Source organism: Brucella sp. H1_1004 (genome assembly GCF_047308065.1).
GTDB lineage: Bacteria > Pseudomonadota > Alphaproteobacteria > Rhizobiales > Rhizobiaceae > Brucella > Brucella pseudogrignonensis_B.
In genome coordinates this window covers 362,044-378,225 of the sequence record NZ_JAYKZA010000001.1, presented here as the reverse complement: position 1 = coordinate 378,225, position 16,182 = coordinate 362,044, and the positions used below count along the sequence as shown (strand labels likewise).

The window sequence follows — 16,182 nt, the reverse complement described above, 5'->3', positions numbered from 1 at the left end:
TGATGACAAAGACAGCTCCTCAAGTTCAAAATGATCGACCAAAACTGGAAGTCTCGAAGACCGAAGTGGCTATCGAGATCAAGAACATGCACAAATGGTATGGTGAGTTCCACGTGCTGTGTGACATCAATCTGAAAGTTATGCGCGGCGAACGCATCGTTGTTGCTGGCCCATCGGGTTCAGGCAAATCAACCATGATCCGCTGCGTCAATCGTCTGGAAGAACACCAGAAGGGCCAGATCATTGTCGACGGCATTGAGCTCACCAATGATTTGAAGAAGATCGATGAAGTGCGTCGTGAAGTTGGTATGGTGTTTCAGCACTTCAACCTGTTCCCGCATCTGACCATTCTGGAGAATTGCACGCTGGCCCCAATCTGGGTGCGCAAAATGCCCAAGAAGCAGGCGGAAGAAATCGCCATGCATTATTTGAAGCGCGTGAAAATTCCAGAGCAGGCCAATAAATATCCGGGTCAGCTTTCCGGTGGTCAGCAGCAACGTGTGGCAATTGCCCGTGCGCTGTGCATGAACCCGAAAGTGATGCTCTTTGACGAGCCGACTTCAGCGCTTGATCCGGAAATGGTCAAGGAAGTGCTTGATACAATGGTTAGCCTCGCTGATGAAGGCATGACCATGATCTGCGTGACGCATGAAATGGGCTTTGCCCGTCAGGTTGCAAACCGCGTGATCTTTATGGATCAGGGCCAGATTGTCGAAGAGAATGCGCCAGCCGAGTTTTTCGATAATCCGCAACACGAGCGCACCAAACTGTTCCTCAGCCAAATTCTACATTGATTTATCAAAACTATAACCGCACCAACGGAGGGTAACTTGAACAAATTTTTCGCACTCGCATCAGCATCGTTGTTTCTGGTTTCAGGAATGGCACATGCAGGTCCAACACTCAACCGCGTTAATGAAAAGAAGGAAATGGTTGTTGCCACCAATGTCGGTTGGCCTCCACAGGGCTTCCTTGATGACAACAATGAGCTTGTCGGTTTTGACATTGATGTGGCCAATGAAATTGGCAAGCGCCTTGGCGTCAAAGTCCGCTTTGAAACACCAGAATGGCCAACGCTGACCGGCGGTCATTGGCAGGGACGTTACGATGTGGGCGTTGGCTCGGTAACGCCAACCAAGGCACGTGCACAGGCAATCGACTTTGCTGGCATCTATTATTACAGCCCATATGTCTATGTTGTTCACAAGGATAGTCCAGCGCATTCCACGGATGATCTGAACGGCAAGATTATTGGCGTCGAAACCGGAACCACGTCGGAAGATTTCATCAACCGTCGTCTCGAAATCGATGCACCTGATCTTCCTGCCTTTGAATACAAGGTGACACCGGGCGAAGTCCGCACCTTTGAAGATTCCATGATGCCGTTTGACGATCTTCGTCTTGGCGATGGCGTGCGTCTTAATGCTGTTATTGCTCCTGAGCAGACCGCACAGACAGCGATCAAAAATGGCTATCCGGTTCGCATTCTCGAGGGTGGCTATGCATTCCGTGAGCCGCTCGTTGTGATCGCTGAAAAGAACGATCGAGAGTGGACTGCAAAGATCGGCGAAATCATTAAGCAGATGAAGGATGACGGCACGCTCGCAACGCTTACGACCAAGTGGTACGGCGCTGATTACAGCAAAGACTAATCTCCCAACATATTTCAATCCAGGCCTCGTCATATGAGGCAGGCTGGGATTTGAAATCAAGGCGGAAATAAAGAAATAAAATCAAGCTGGTAACAAAATGTCTTATCCTGATACGCATTATTTCAGAACAATGGCTGATACCAAAGAGCGCGCAGAACTCGTGGGCAATGAGGAGTGTGAAACCCTCATCATTGGAGCAGGTCTTGCTGGTCTGACGACAGCGTTTGAACTGGCGCGGCAGGGACATTCTGTTATCATTCTTGAGGCGCAAAATGTTGGCTTCGGCGCTTCCGGGCGTAATGGTGGCTTTGTCAGTCCCGGATATGCCACGGGTCATGACAAGATTGCAGCAACGACTGGCGAAACTAACGCTCGAAAGCTTCACATGCTCTCGGTTGAGGGCATGGATTTTGTAGGCCAAACAATCCGCGATCTGAACATTACCTCTGCTGATCCTAAGCATGGCTTGATCAGCGTTCAGCGCTATGAAGATGCCGCCGCTTTGCAGGCGGAAGTGGCTGAGACAAAGCGAGATTTCAATTACGACCTTGAATATATGTCGCGTGATGAAGTTCAGTCTGTATTGAAGTCAGAACGCTATTATCAAGCTGTTCGTGATTCAAAGGCGTTTCACATTCATCCGCTCAACTATGCACGCGGCCTCGCAGCGGAAATCGAACGTCTTGGTGGCAAGATTTATGAAAACTCTGCTGCAGAAGCGATGGATGTTTCTGGCGCTCAGAAAGCTGTTCGAACAAGCTGGGGTTCCGTTCACGCCAAGAATTTGGTGATCACCACTGGTGGCTATACGGGTAGATTGAGCAAGAAACTCCAGCGCTCTTATTTGCCAATCGCGACCTATGTAATGGTTTCTGAAGTAGCCCCCGATCTGATAAGCGAGGCTATTAAAACACCGGCTGCGATTGGCGATAGCCGTAGAGCTGGTGATTATTACCGGCTTATCGAAGGTGGCAGACGCGTCTTGTGGGGTGGGCGCATAACAACCCGTGCCGCTTCTACGGAAGGTCTCGTGCGTGAGTTGCGCAATGAAATGACGAGCACTTATCCGCAGCTTTCTGAACTTAAGACGGAACTCGCCTGGTCTGGCCTGATGGCTTATGCGCGCCATCTGATGCCTCAAATTGGCAAAATGCCGGATGGCGTTTGGTATTGCACCGCATTTGGTGGCCATGGGCTGAACACCACGGCTATTGGCGGCAAGGTGGTTTCCGAAGCAATCCTTGGCACAACGGATCGCTATAAGCTGTTCGAGCCTTTTGGCCTTCCCTGGGCAGGGGGTTATGCCGGTCTTGCAGTCGCGCAGCTGACTTATTGGAAGCTGCAAGCGCTGGATAAGTGGCGCGAACGGACTACAGGTTAAGCTCCCTTCTTCTGACTGCGAACTTTAATCCCCAGAACAAAAAGACATCCATTGAGCCGATCGGCACAGGGTGCACACCGAATTGAAGGAGACCGTTCATGCTTGGACGATTCATTCTCAACTATCCCGATACAGCGCGCAGGCTCGGCGGTCTTGTCTTGTTCGCACTGACTATGGTGGTGCTCTATTCAATTGGCATTAGCGCACATTGGTTGGGTTCTGTTGTTCCCCCACTTGCTGAATGGGTGAAAGAAAATCCAGCAACAGCGAAGATCGTGTCAGCATTTGCTATTTCTCTGATCCTCTTTTTGAACTGGAAGCTGCTCAAACGACTATCACGCAACCAGCAAGTCATTGCGGTATGGGCAGAGCTCTTTATCCTTCTGATGCTCTTCTTTTATTCGTTCGATCTGTCATTTTCGTTTATCGCCCGTAAAATTGGCTTCCTGATCACACAGGGAACAGTCACGACACTCTATATTTCTGCAATTTCAATCGTGATCGCGACAGTCATCGCGCTTATAGGTGCGATTGCGAAGCTATCCAAAAACGGCGTTATCTATGGGCTTTCGACCTTTTACACGTCGCTTTTTCGCGGCCTGCCGCTTCTGATGCAGATTTACATTATCTATCTCGGTCTTCCGCAGATTGGCTATGTAATCGGCGCGATCCCTGCCGGTATTCTCGCTCTCTCTTTGTGCTATGGCGCCTATATGACGGAAATTTTCCGCGCTGGCATTGAGAGCATTCCGCGCGGGCAAACTGAAGGCGCAACAGCACTTGGTCTTGGCTCGGCGCAGACAATGTGGCTCGTCATACTACCTCAGGCTATGCGGATTATCATCCCGCCAACAGGCAACCAGTTCATCGCAATGCTCAAGGATTCGTCGCTTGTTTCGGTAATCGGCGTATGGGAGCTTATGTATGTTGCAAGAACGCAGGGTCAAACCGAGTTCCGACATATTGAAATGCTGATCACAGCCTCGATGATCTACTGGATGCTCTCCATCTCGTTCGAATTCATTCAGTCCCGCATTGAGCGTTACTACGCCCGATACAACAAACGTTGAGCCGTGAGTGAATTGTGATGCGCTTTCATAAAGCGCACCACGGCTCCTGACCTGTCGTACCATTTTCTATTGGAAACTCGCATGTCTGAAATGTCCCTTTTTTCAAAAGCTGAATTGCCGCGCCCCAATCTTACTATTGAGGATGCGGCGGATATTTTAAGTTCAGTTTATGGGCTGAGCGGCGAATTGCGCGAGCTTGGAAGTCAGCAGGACCGCAATTTTAAGGTCAGTATCGGCAACGAAAGCTATGTGCTGAAAATCAGCCGCAGCGAATATCCGCGCGTTGAGCTTGAAGCCCAGAATGCCATTTTGCAACATCTGGCTTCAAAGCAGGACGACGGCACAGACCAGGTTTTTATCTTTCCGAAAGTCATTCCTTCCAACAACGGTGATTTGATTGGTGCTGCGAGTGTTGGTTTGGAAAACTATCATATTCGTCTGTTGAGCTTTATCGAAGGCGAGACGCTGACAGCACACAATTACCTGAGTGGCGCAGCAATTGAAGCACTTGGCGCACTTGCCGGAAATGTCGCAAGTTCATTGGCTGATTTCTCCCATACTGGGGCGCTGAGGAGTTCCCTTTGGGATCTGATGCATGCTAAAGCTGCGGTGCCATTCTTGTTAAAGGATGAGGCGTCGAGTACAGTCGCCGCATCCATTTTTACGGCAATGGACCGAGTCACTAAGCGCCTTGATCCCGTAAGAGACAGCCTGCGAATTCAGGTCATCCACCACGACATCACCGATGATAATGTTGTCGGTCACCGGGAGCTTTCAGGATCGGTGCTTCCATACGCCGTTATCGATTTTGGTGATATGACGAAAAGCTGGTTGGTTGCAGAACTTGCAACGACTTGTACTTCCTTGCTGCATCACGGAGATAAAGACCCTTTTTCGATCTTACCAGCGGTGAAGGCGTTCCATGCGGTTTGTCCGTTAAACAAGGATGAGCTTACCGCCCTTTGGCCGCTGGTCGTGGCGCGTGCTTGCGTATTGCTCGCAGCATCGCATCAGCAACTCAAGCTTGATCCGAATAACAGTTATGCAGCGGCTAATGCAGCGCATGAGCGGATTATCTTTGATGTAGCCACTTCAGTTCCGTTTGAGTTGATGGAAAAGGCTATCTTCTGTGCGTTGGATATTGATTTTGAAGCCAAGCATCAGGTCAATGCAAAGTCGATTATTCCGAGTATCGATTTGTCGGCGGCAAAAAAGGTTGATTTGTCGATTGATAATCCTGAGTTTGTTGCCGGGAACTGGAATGCGTGCGACATCGAACGCCAGCTTTTGTTCAAAGCAGCTCAATCGGCTGGCAGTAGCCTGACGCGATATGGTGAATACCGACTAACGCGCACACAAGCTAACAGCCGTAACGAACCGGAAAGCTTTGCGCTGCATATCGCAGTTTGTGTTCCCGCCGGAACGGAGGTCGTTGCGCCGTTTGAAGGTCGCGCCTATGTCGCGGATGGTATTCTTATTCTGCGCAATAGTGAGCTAAGTCTGCATATCAGCGGTTTGGACGCTGTCGATGGACTGGCATATTCTGTATCATCTGGTGATGTGCTCGGCACAGTCCGTAATGAACAGAATGGTTTTGGCATCATTAGTGTTCAGCAGTCAGAAATAACATCTGACAACCTGCCACAATTCTCCAAGCCAACACAATCTGCCGCATGGTCTGCCGTTTGCCCATCGCCAGCTGCTTTTCTCGGTTTACCTATAGAAATACCTTCAAAAGCGGCGGCATCATTACTTCATAGGCGCTATGGAAGCCTTGCCGGTACGCAGAAGCATTACTATGAAAATCCGCCTCAGATTGAGCGTGGTTGGAAAGAGCATCTGTTCGATACTGAAGGACGTGCATATCTCGATATGGTCAATAATGTGACCACGATCGGTCATGGCCATCCTCGTCTCGCGGAAAATGTGAACAGGCAGTGGCTGAAGCTGAATACCAATTCACGCTTCCATTATTCCGAAGTGGCCGACTTTTCAGAGCGGCTTGCAGCACTGGCACCGGACGGGCTGGACACGGTTTTTCTGGTCAATAGTGGTTCCGAAGCCAATGATCTTGCTCTGAGACTGGCATGGGCATGGAACGGTCATCGCAATATTGTCTCGCTGCTGGAAGCCTATCATGGTTGGACCGTGGGTAGTGATGCCGTATCCACCTCAACGGCTGATAATCCGAATGCACTTGGAACACGCCCATCATGGGTGCATCCAGTCGTTTCCCCGAATACCTATCGCGGGAATATGACTGCCGAACAATATATCGGAACAGTACTCGAAAAGCTCTTGGAGCTTGACGCGAAAGGCGAGGGGCTCTCAGGTTTTATCTGTGAACCGATTTATGGCAATGCGGGGGGAATCCCACTGCCATCGGGTTATCTGAAGAAAGTCTATCAAGAAATCCGTTCTCGTGGCGGTCTTTGTATCGCTGATGAGGTTCAAGTTGGTTATGGACGTACAGGCCACCATTTCTGGGGCTTTGAAGAGCAGCAGGTCGTGCCTGACATTATTACAATTGCAAAAGGCATGGGCAATGGCCACCCTCTTGGAGCCGTGATAACACGCAAGGAAATTGCCGATGCGCTTGAAAAGGAGGGCTATTTCTTTTCATCTGCAGGTGGCAGTCCGGTGTCATCTGTCGTCGGAAATACTGTTCTCGACATCATGGAAGACGAACAACTTCAGGCCAATGCGCGCAATGTTGGTTATCATCTCAAAAGGCGGCTTGAGGCACTCAAACAGCAATACCCTTTGATCGGCGCTGTGCATGGTATGGGACTCTATATGGGGCTGGAATTTGTCCGCGATCATGCCTCGCTTGAACCGGCTACCGAAGAAACAATGGCTCTATGCGACCGCCTTCTCGAACTTGGCATTATTATGCAACCGACGGGCGACCATCTGAACATCTTTAAAATCAAGCCACCGCTTTGCCTCACGAAAGAGAGCGCTGACTATTTTGCGGATACACTGGAATTGGTTCTGCAAGAAGGTTGGTAATGCGAAGCTAAGCTAGAGCGCGTCCATTGAACGCGGAATCGGGTTGAGGGTTCCCGTTGTCGCCGAATACTGATTCCATCGCTCCGACTAGTGATTTGGTTGGAGGCAATATGCCCCGGGCTTTCAGTGGTGATCTGCGTAGCCGCGTTCTGGCTGCGTCAAGGGATGGCATGTCGACTGGACTTGCCCATGTTTAGTGGAGAGGTCCTGTCACTAATTTACGGTTCATTGTCTCGAACTGGATCGGAGATCGATACCCGAGTGCAGAATGTCTGCGCACAGGATTTGAGACGCCATCAATGTATTCGCCAATTGCTTTGATTGCGTCATTTCTGGTTTGGAACACGGTTTTCCAGATCAGTTCCGACTTGATCGTCTTGAAGACGGTTTTCACCATTGCATTATCATAGCAATTTCCTTTTCCGCTCATGGATGGAAGTATCTCGTGAGCTTTGAGGATTTTGCGGTACTCGTAACTGGCATATTGGCTCCCCTTGTCCGAGTGCTAGATCAACCCCGGCTTTGGTTGCCGGATTGCAATGGCTTTCTTCAAAGCACTGATCGCCAGATCCTTCTTCATCCGATCGCCCGCTTACGCCCGCCATGCTTGCGTACCGTCAGCTTCTCCTCCCGATAGAGCCGCTTGTGGTTCACAAGGTGACCCTCACGCCTGAGCGGCACATGAAGACGTCTATATCCCAAGCGGCGACGTTCATGCGCCAACTCGTTCATCCGCTCGCGAAGGTCATCGTCATCGCTGCGCCTGGTTTCGTAACGGATCGTCATACGGCAAAAGCCCACCGTTCGCTCATCTGGTGGTGATCCACCAGATGAGCGACAGCTTTCCGCCTTGCTGCGGGCGTCACCACTTCTTTCCCAAAAGGTCTTTCAAAGCGGCGTTGTCGAGCATCGCATCTGCCAGGAGCCGTTTCTGGTTCGTGTTTTCGTCTTCAAGCGTCTTCAACCGCTTGGCCTCGGACACGTCCATGCTGCCGAACTTGGCTTTACATTTATAGATACTGGCATCGCTGACGCCGTGCTTGCGACAAAGCTGCGCGACAGGCGTCCCCACCTCGTGTTCCTTCAGAATGCCGATGATCTGTTCGTCTGTAAAACGGTTGCGTTTCATTCTCTGGTCCTCTCAATGGGCCAGAACTTACTTCAAAATGGTTTATTTCAACGGGGCAAGGTGGGTCTGCATCGGTCGCTCACGTGGAGGACTGACCACCAAGCTCCATGCTGTGGTTGATGCTATCGGCCTGCCAGTTCGCATCCATCCAACGCCGGGTCATCATGGAGCCTGCCCGCAGGCCAAAGCGCTGCCGTCCGGCTTGAAGGGCGTCGGCCACCTCATTGCGGATGCCGCCTATGATGGCGATCGGCTCAGAGCTTTCATTGTCGATGATTTCAACGCAATCGCCCAGATCAAAGCCACCCCCTCTCGTGCAATGACACCGCCCATTGACCGGAGTCTTTACAAAGAGCGCCATCAGGTTGAATGCTTCTTCAACAAACTCAAGAGATTCCGCCGCATCGCATTACGATGCGAGAAGACAATCACCGCATTCATGGGCTTCGTCCATCTCGCGTGCGCTATAATATGGTTGAAATGAATGCAGACGGGACTTAAAGCGGCTTCATACACAAGGTAACACACTTACGCTGTAAGTATGCGCTTTGGCGATCCATTGCTTTGATGCCCTTGTGGTGTAGGTTTTCGAAATTTGCTTGATTAAATTTATCAATCAATCAATGTGTAACACGCGACAATCGAAGCCAATAAAGCTAACCAGCGTGCCGAGGAGAACCTAAAATGTCAAAACTATTGACTGAATTCGGAGGAATTTTAACGAGGCTTGCTGAGTCTGCGCCGCGCGATATTCAGTTTGTTGCTGAGCGGCTTCATGATCATGCTGTTGAAGAGCGGATGTCTGCGACCGATTTAAGAGCGCTGCTGAGTGAGCTTGGGTATGATAGTATATCCGATTTTTGTGATGTTGCCAGCATCCCCCTGCATGTCGCCAGACGGTGGGAACGCTTCGGGGTCTCTTCAGAAATGCGTGCGGTCTTGCTGATGATGCAAGCTCAGAAACGGCATTTTGAACAAGTCACCAATGAATTTGAGGCAATTACGCATGTAGGCTTATTAGATTTCTTGCGTAGCCGTAAAGCTTAACATTTGAGTTAAGAGTGACAGAATTTCGTCCTCAAAGACTGTCAGTCTTTGAGGAGGGCCATTGCTGTTTGACTATCGGTAATGAGTACACTTGCCGGAACAATTTTAAGTGCAGCGCGGATCGCTGCTACTTTAGAGGTGCCGCCGGCTGCTAATACGACGCGGCTGATCGCTGCCACTGTCTTCAGGTCGATCGACATCACCCGTTGATTGATTTCGTGATCAACTAGTTTTCCGTGCTTGTCGACGAAATAGCAGAGTATGTTGGCGACCGCTCCGCAATCATGTAGCGGCCTTATGAGATCAGATGAAACGATCCCGTGTCGAAAGATCGTTGCGTCTTCCGAAACTGCACCTACTGTCAGTAATGCAATATCTGCTTGAGCTGCACGTTGCTGGAGATTACGGAGTTCCGATTGGCGCCATAGAGTCTCCCGTAAACCTTGTTCATCGAGAACAACGGGTGCCGTAATCTGATAGCTGTCTACCTCGTAGACCTCCGCAACTCGCGCCGCAACAACAGAAGGGTTGATCCAGCCTGAGTGTGGAAGGCTTCCTACAAGGGCGACAACGGATGCATCTTGAAGTTTACGATGTTCCAGGAACTGGACGCTGGCATAGAGCGTTGCTCCTCCTCCGATCGCAAGCGTCATTCCATCTTGCATTTCCTGATCAAGATAGGAGGCAACGGCGTTGCCAAGCGCCTTCTCAAGGTTCTCTCCGTTCTGAGGTGTAGGGACGACAATCGCCGATGCCAGTCCCCATTTTTCTTCAAGACGGCGCTCAAGCTCAATTTGCTCGCTCGTAGCTGCATTGATACGCGTCACAACGATTCCTTCGGCAGTTGCGGCGGCAAGCGTGCGCATTATCTTGACGCGACTGACACCCAGCTGATCGGCAATCTGCTCTTGAGTCATACCCTCTACATAGTACAGCCAAACTGTCTTCACCTTGAGGTCCGATGATCTCAACGGCCAGTTTTTGCTCGTCATTCCTATTTCACTCCCCCCGCGAATTTCTAAGGCTGCTTAAACTATAGCAAAAAAAACACCCTATGCGTCAACTGTTCAAATGTATTTGACAAAGAACAAATGAACATTATTATATCGCTTAAGGACATCAAGCTGTCCGACTAAAGGGAGGAACAGGAACGGCCCGCGATGGCGTTCCTATGGGAGGAAGAAATGAAGAATTTGACCCGGAGGATAGGTGTCCTCACGGCGTGTTTCGCTAGCCTTACATTTGCTGGAACTGCTCTGGCTGGCACACTTACGCTCTACACGTCGCAGCCCGACGCTGATGCGGCCAAGACTGTTGAAGAGTTCCGCAAACTCAATCCGGATGTCGATGTTCAGGTTTATCGCTCAGGCACGAGCGATATCATGAGCAAACTAGCGGCAGAGTTTTCGGCGGGTGCGCCACAGGCGGACGTGTTGCTCATTGCTGATGCTGTCAGTATGGAAAGCTTAAAAGCCGATAATAGACTAATGCAGTATTCTGGTGCGAACGTTGACGGTTTTGAGGCCGGCACAATTGATCCGGAAAAGTACTATTTTGGCAGCAAGTTGATCACGACGGGTATTGCTTACAATTCTGCGGCTCAACAAAAGCCACAGCACTGGTCTGACTTAGAAAAGCCAGACTATAAAGGTATGATTGTTATGCCTAGTCCTCTCTATTCAGGTGCCGCAGCATATCTCCTGAGTGGCTTTGTGGCTAATGATAGTCTCGGCTGGAAGTTTTTTGACGCTCTCAAAGAAAATGATGTTGTAAGCGTTAGAGGCAATGGTGCGGTTCTTAAGTCTATTGCCAGCGGCGAGAAACCCTATGGTGTCCTTGTCGACTTTATGGCGCTAAACGCTAAAGCAAAAGGCTCACCTGTTGAGTTCGTCTTTCCTGAAGAGGGCGTTCCAGCTGTGACTGAGCCAGTTGCTATCATGTCAACGACCAAAAACGCCGACGACGCGAAGAAGTTCATTGACTTCATCATTTCGGATGAAGGTCAAAACCTTGCTCTGAAGCAGGGCTATTTGCCTGCCAAGTCATCTGTGGGGAAACCTGCTTGGATGCCTGAGGGGCTGACGGTTAAAATTATGCCAATAGACACGCAAAAGGTTCTGGAAAAGACCGATCAAGACAAGTCGCGATTCACAGAAATGTTTGGCGGTTAGGGCTTAGAAAACCTATGCAAAAAGTATCTGAGACAAACAATCAGAGCCGGGATAAGGCTCTGATTGCAGGGACGATTATTATCGTTTCTCTACTGTCGCTTCTCCCAATGGGACGGCTTCTCCTTGAAGTCATAATGCCCGCTAAAGGTACGGCGGTCGAGGCCATTGGGCGCGTCTTTTCCTCTTCAGCGACTTGGACCGCGACGTGGCATTCACTGTATGTCGGGGTTTTTGGGACTGTTTTTGCGGTTATTCTGGGAACGGGTGTGGCCTTGCTGGTTAGCCTCACGGATATTCGCGGGAGGTCCGTTTTTATATTTCTCTACGTAACACCATTGCTGATTGCGCCGCAGGTTACAGCGCTCGCATGGCTACAGCTTTTTGGCCCTGCGAGCCCGTTCCTCAAGATGATCGGAATGGCGCCGCCATTGGGATCGCGTAACCCGCTTTATTCCAGCACAGGGATTATTCTGCTGCTTGGAGTACAATATGGACCACTGGTGTTTCTCATTGTGCGTGCGGGACTGCGCAAGTTACCACGCGAACTCATAGAGGCCGCGTTGAGCAGCGGCGCGAAAAAATTGACAGTTTTGCGCACAATCATCGTTCCACTGATGGCACCCTCCATCATTGGAGCGACCGCCCTCACATTTGTCTCTTGTGTTGGTAATTTCGGTATCCCAGCCTTCCTGGGGATCCCGGCCAACTATCTTGTTTTACCGACATTGATTTACCAGCGTCTGAGCGGTGGTGGTCCCGCAGTCCTCACGGATGTCGCAACCTTGTCCACCTTGATCGGCGTGATCGCAATCGTTGGTATAGTTGCTCAAGAATATGTCTCGCGCTGGCGCGATTACAGAATTGCATCAACTTCGCTCCCCGCAAGTCCTTTTGAACTTGGGCGTTGGCGAATCTGGATCGAAGGCGTCATGTTGCTGATTGTTGTTGCGGTATTGGGACTACCTATTTTGGGTCTTGCTTTGACGTCTTTGGTTAGCGCCTATGGCACGCCATTGACATGGGAGACTGCGACGCTTGCCAACTACAGTTTCATTCTCTTTGAACATGCAGCCACCGAACGCGCCTTCTTGAATAGCTTTGGGCTGTCGCTGGCGGCCTCCTTCTTCGCTGTTGTGATTGCTGTGCCTTTGGCTTATATCACAACTTGGCGTAAACGTTGGTGGACTAGACTATTCAACCTCACTGCCGAACTCCCTTATGCCCTGCCGGGTGTGGTCATGGCCATTGCCTCGCTGCTGCTTTTTCTTAAGCCGATGCCGATATTTGGCTTTCACATCTACAATACGATTTGGATTATCCTGTATGCCTATCTGGCTCGGTTTTTTGTTCTCGCACTACGGCCGACCGTCAGTGGACTTCACCAGATTGATCGGTCGCTTGAAGAAGCTGCGCAGGTGGCTGGCGCCAGCCTGTTCATGCGCTTGCGAACCATAATCTTTCCATTGGTCGCGCCAGCTACTCTTGCTGGTGGGGTACTGATCTTCTTGACGGCATTTAGCGAGCTGACCGTCTCAGCTCTTCTTTGGGCGTCAGGATCTGAAACCATTGGTGTCGTTATTTTCTCCTTCGAGCAGGGAGGGGATTCCACATATGCCGCTGCCACATCGATTGTAACGATATTGGTAACGATTTTTCTCATGCTGTCGACGAACCTTTTCGCGCGGCGTCTGCCTGATGGAGTGCTCCCATGGCGGGATTAAACATTAAAAATGTCACTAAAAACTTCGGTAATTTCGATGCGCTTTCCGATGTCACACTCGATATTAAGAATGGAGAGTTTGTAGCCGTCCTTGGGCCATCAGGCTGCGGGAAAACAACTCTGCTACGTGCGATCGCTGGCTTTGAGAAAATTACCAAAGGCACAATTTGTGTTGGCGATAAGGTAATGTCAGCTATCGACAGTCACGTCGAACCTGAGAACCGCCGTGTTGGTATCGTTTTTCAGAACTATGCGCTTTGGCCCCACATGACTGTTGCTGAGAACGTCGGTTATAGTCTTCGTGTGGCAAAGGTCGCTAAACCTGAACTGGAGCGACGGGTAAAAGAGGCACTTGCGCTTGTTGATCTCACCGGACTTGGAGACCGCAGACCCGCTAATTTATCGGGCGGTCAGCGTCAGCGTGTGGCGCTCGCGCGATGTCTGGTTGCTACGCCATCACTGGTTTTGTTTGACGAGCCGCTGGCTAATCTGGATGTGCATTTGCGTGCTTCGATGGAAGATGAATTTGCCTCGTTCCACAAACGTACAGGCACCACGATTGTCTATATTACACATGATCAGGCCGAAGCGATGGCGCTGGCTGATCGCATAGCGGTCATGGATAAGGGAAAGCTGATCCAGTTTGCTACTCCGCGGGAGCTCTATGAACGGCCTCAGAGCGAGATGGTGGCGTCATTCATAGCAAATGGAATGGTTCTGCCTGCACGCGTACTGAGCGCGGAAAATAACGGGCACTGCGAAGTTGAAGTGTTTGGGCAAAAAGCAGTGTTGCGCTGCGCTCCGGGACAGAGGTCAAATGTTGATACAAAGATATGCATACGATCTCAGAACATAGAGTTGCGGGACAGTGATGGCATAGTACTCACAGTCAAGCGTCGCATTTACCGAGGTGGTGGCGCTCGTATCGAAGCGCACCCGGTAAATCATCCTTCCGTCGAACTCACTTTTGATTTGCCGGATATGGCCGGTGGACAGGAAGGCGATACGATTAACATAGCCATTAACTCCGGTTGGGTTATTCCTGAAGGAGCAACAGGGAAATGTTAATCGATCTCTATGGGGGGTTCGGGGAAAAGGGGCGTACCAGTGTTGGTATAAGCACTGATAGGAGGCTCTTATTCGATGCGGGAATCAAAGTTGGAGGGAAGGGGCGCGACTATTATCCAGCCATTGCTGAACAGGATGTTCCAGCACTTGATGCCGCCTTTATTTCACATGCTCACGAAGACCACATTGGTGCACTTTACTGGCTGAGCTGTAATGGTTTCAAGGGTACGTTTTACATGACTCAGGAAACCCTTGCCGATGCAGGCTCAATGCTCAGCCAATACGCCGACCCATTGCATAAGCTGAACAGCTCTTTAGCTGACATGTCTATCAAAGTTTTTGCCCCCGGCGATACCTTACGCGTAGGTCAGACCGATATTTCGTCAGGGCGATCGGGTCATGTAGCTGGAGGTGTTTGGTTTTCGGTAACAACCCAGTCGAAACGTGTTGTTTATTGTGCGGACGTAGTTCCTAAAAGCGATGTTTTTCTAATGGACCCGCTACCGCATTGTGACCTTGTCATCCTTGATGCCTCGTATGGTGGTGATCCGGTTTCTGCGAAGGATCGGGTTCGCCAGATCGAGAGCTTTATAGATGAGCATAATGGTAAACTGGTGATCCCTGTGCCTGTTTCCGGGAAACCACTTGAATTGATGGCTATTCTCCCAGACCGTTTTGCAATCCATCACGCGATGCGCCGTTCATTGGAAGCGCAGCTTGATGTTCCAAATGCGTTCTCATCACAGGTTGTCCGGTTGTTGCGATCAAAGCTCACGGAGGCAGTTGATTGGAACGAGGACTCTGATTTGCCTAATTGTCCTTTATTGACTTTCGACGGCATGGGTAGTGCAGGGCCCTCAATACAAGCATTACAACAAGCGGCAGAGCAAAATGTACCTGTGCTGCTGACGGGTCACGTACCAGAAAACACACCAGCGCAAACTCTATTGGAACAAGGTCGGGCGAATTGGATACGACTTCCTACCCATCCCACCCGGTCGGAGAATTTGGAACTCTGGCGAGACGCGGGAAAACCCGCTGCACTCGGTCATTCCTGCGCACTCGATAAGCTTGAGGAGCTTAAGCCTTACCTGACAACGCTCAATACAACGGCGGTGACCGGCTCACGGCTTTCGATCTGAATGGAGATAAAATGAGAATACTCGTAGCAAACGATGATGGCATTGATGCGCCTGGACTTGCGCGATTAACTGAGGTTGCCGAACGGATAAGCGATGATGTCTGGGTTGTCGCACCCGATGGCAAGCGCACAGCAGCGAGTGGATCCATCACGATTGCCCGCCCGCTTACTATGGTGGAAAAGGGAATCCGTCGCTATTCTTGTTCAGGCACGCCTGCGGATTGCGTGGTCACTGCGATGACATGGCTTTTCGATGGTCAGAAGAAGCCAGACGTCGTGTTGTCGGGCATCAATGATGGTCGTAATGTCGCTGAAGACCTTGCGTACTCTGGCACACTTGGAATTGCTAGAGAGGCCACGTTTTGGGGTGTTCCGGCGATTGGATTTTCGCGCGTTAAGCAAGCCGCAGAAGCTGACAGTGATATTGACTGGCTTGCAAACTTCGTCAGACAGATACTCAACAAGCGCGACACCATATTTTTGGACGGGCATTGGCTCAGTATCAATTTGCCCGAGCGACTGCCAGCGGCGATTGCACAACCAAGGATTGGTCGTGACAAGATCGGGATTCGCGCTGAAGTATTATCGTCAAACGGACAAGTCACCGAGATCATAATACCTCGGGGCCGCGAGCACAGTGCCTCCGATGGAGATGACAATGATCTGCTTGATCGTGGTAATGTCTGTATTAGCCGGTTGAACTGGTTTGGCGAAACACGTTTGGGCGATGAATATCTTGTTGCCGTGAAACCGGAATAGAGGCGCAACGTCACGGAGGTTTCCGCTCCGTC

The 16,182-nt window shown here is 50.5% G+C and carries 12 protein-coding genes and 3 pseudogenes; 12 read left to right on the top strand and 3 right to left on the bottom strand.

Annotation, left to right across the window (positions count from 1 at the left end; translation table 11 throughout):
* The first annotated feature begins 2 nt into the window (after positions 1-2).
* The 5 genes from U2P60_RS01830 (at position 3) to U2P60_RS01810 (ending at position 7,115) form a co-directional block, all read left to right on the top strand.
* Positions 3-794, top strand: a complete 792-nt coding sequence (locus U2P60_RS01830; RefSeq protein WP_413571005.1) for an amino acid ABC transporter ATP-binding protein — start codon at positions 3-5, stop codon at positions 792-794.
* Between the two features lie 87 nt (positions 795-881).
* Positions 882-1,652: a transporter substrate-binding domain-containing protein gene (locus tag U2P60_RS01825; RefSeq protein ID WP_413571966.1), complete on the top strand. Its 771-nt coding sequence runs from the start codon at positions 882-884 to the stop codon at positions 1,650-1,652.
* A gap of 97 nt (positions 1,653-1,749) precedes the next feature.
* Positions 1,750-3,033 (top strand): NAD(P)/FAD-dependent oxidoreductase, encoded by a 1,284-nt coding sequence (locus U2P60_RS01820; RefSeq protein WP_413571004.1) that lies wholly within the window; start codon positions 1,750-1,752, stop codon positions 3,031-3,033.
* A 98-nt stretch (positions 3,034-3,131) separates the two neighbouring features.
* Entirely contained in the window at positions 3,132-4,103 is a 972-nt protein-coding gene (locus U2P60_RS01815) for an amino acid ABC transporter permease (protein ID WP_413571002.1), read from the top strand.
* 81 nt (positions 4,104-4,184) lie between these two features.
* Positions 4,185-7,115: an aminotransferase gene (locus U2P60_RS01810; protein ID WP_413571001.1), complete on the top strand. Its 2,931-nt coding sequence runs from the start codon at positions 4,185-4,187 to the stop codon at positions 7,113-7,115.
* 193 nt (positions 7,116-7,308) lie between these two features.
* Here the strand turns inward: U2P60_RS01810 and U2P60_RS01805 are convergent.
* A pseudogene (locus tag U2P60_RS01805) lies at positions 7,309-7,701 on the bottom strand (DDE-type integrase/transposase/recombinase); the annotation flags it as partial.
* Positions 7,695-8,244, bottom strand: a pseudogene (locus U2P60_RS01800) (transposase); the annotation flags it as partial. The pseudogenes U2P60_RS01805 and U2P60_RS01800, both read right to left, overlap by 7 nt.
* A 52-nt stretch (positions 8,245-8,296) precedes the next feature.
* Here U2P60_RS01800 and U2P60_RS01795 point away from each other — a divergent pair.
* Both U2P60_RS01795 and U2P60_RS01790 read left to right on the top strand, forming a co-directional pair.
* Positions 8,297-8,728: pseudogene (locus U2P60_RS01795) on the top strand (IS5 family transposase); the annotation flags it as partial.
* Positions 8,729-8,928: 200 nt separating this feature from the next.
* Entirely contained in the window at positions 8,929-9,291 is a 363-nt protein-coding gene (locus U2P60_RS01790) for a hypothetical protein (protein WP_413571000.1), read from the top strand.
* 41 nt (positions 9,292-9,332) lie between these two features.
* On the opposite strand, the gene U2P60_RS01785 is transcribed toward U2P60_RS01790, so the two are convergent.
* Positions 9,333-10,283, bottom strand: coding sequence for a sugar-binding transcriptional regulator (locus U2P60_RS01785; protein WP_413570999.1), 951 nt, complete (start codon positions 10,281-10,283; stop codon positions 9,333-9,335).
* A gap of 192 nt (positions 10,284-10,475) precedes the next feature.
* Between U2P60_RS01785 and U2P60_RS01780 the strand changes: the two genes are divergently transcribed.
* The 5 genes from U2P60_RS01780 to surE are packed head-to-tail and all read left to right on the top strand — an operon-like array spanning position 10,476 to position 16,150.
* Entirely contained in the window at positions 10,476-11,462 is a 987-nt protein-coding gene (locus U2P60_RS01780; protein ID WP_413570998.1) for an ABC transporter substrate-binding protein, read from the top strand.
* A 14-nt stretch (positions 11,463-11,476) separates the two neighbouring features.
* Positions 11,477-13,183 carry an ABC transporter permease gene (locus tag U2P60_RS01775; protein WP_413570997.1) on the top strand — a complete coding sequence of 569 codons (1,707 nt, stop codon included), beginning with the start codon at positions 11,477-11,479 and terminating at the stop codon, positions 13,181-13,183.
* Positions 13,171-14,250 carry an ABC transporter ATP-binding protein gene (locus tag U2P60_RS01770; RefSeq protein WP_413570996.1) on the top strand — a complete coding sequence of 360 codons (1,080 nt, stop codon included), beginning with the start codon at positions 13,171-13,173 and terminating at the stop codon, positions 14,248-14,250. The genes U2P60_RS01775 and U2P60_RS01770 overlap by 13 nt, the downstream gene beginning before the upstream one ends.
* On the top strand, positions 14,244-15,392 hold the full coding sequence (locus U2P60_RS01765; protein WP_413570995.1) for an MBL fold metallo-hydrolase: 1,149 nt from the start codon (positions 14,244-14,246) through the stop codon (positions 15,390-15,392). Before U2P60_RS01770 ends, U2P60_RS01765 begins: the two co-directional genes overlap by 7 nt.
* An 11-nt stretch (positions 15,393-15,403) precedes the next feature.
* Complete coding sequence (gene surE / locus U2P60_RS01760) at positions 15,404-16,150, top strand: 5'/3'-nucleotidase SurE (protein WP_413570994.1); 747 nt, start codon at positions 15,404-15,406, stop codon at positions 16,148-16,150.
* The last annotated feature ends 32 nt before the right edge of the window (positions 16,151-16,182 follow it).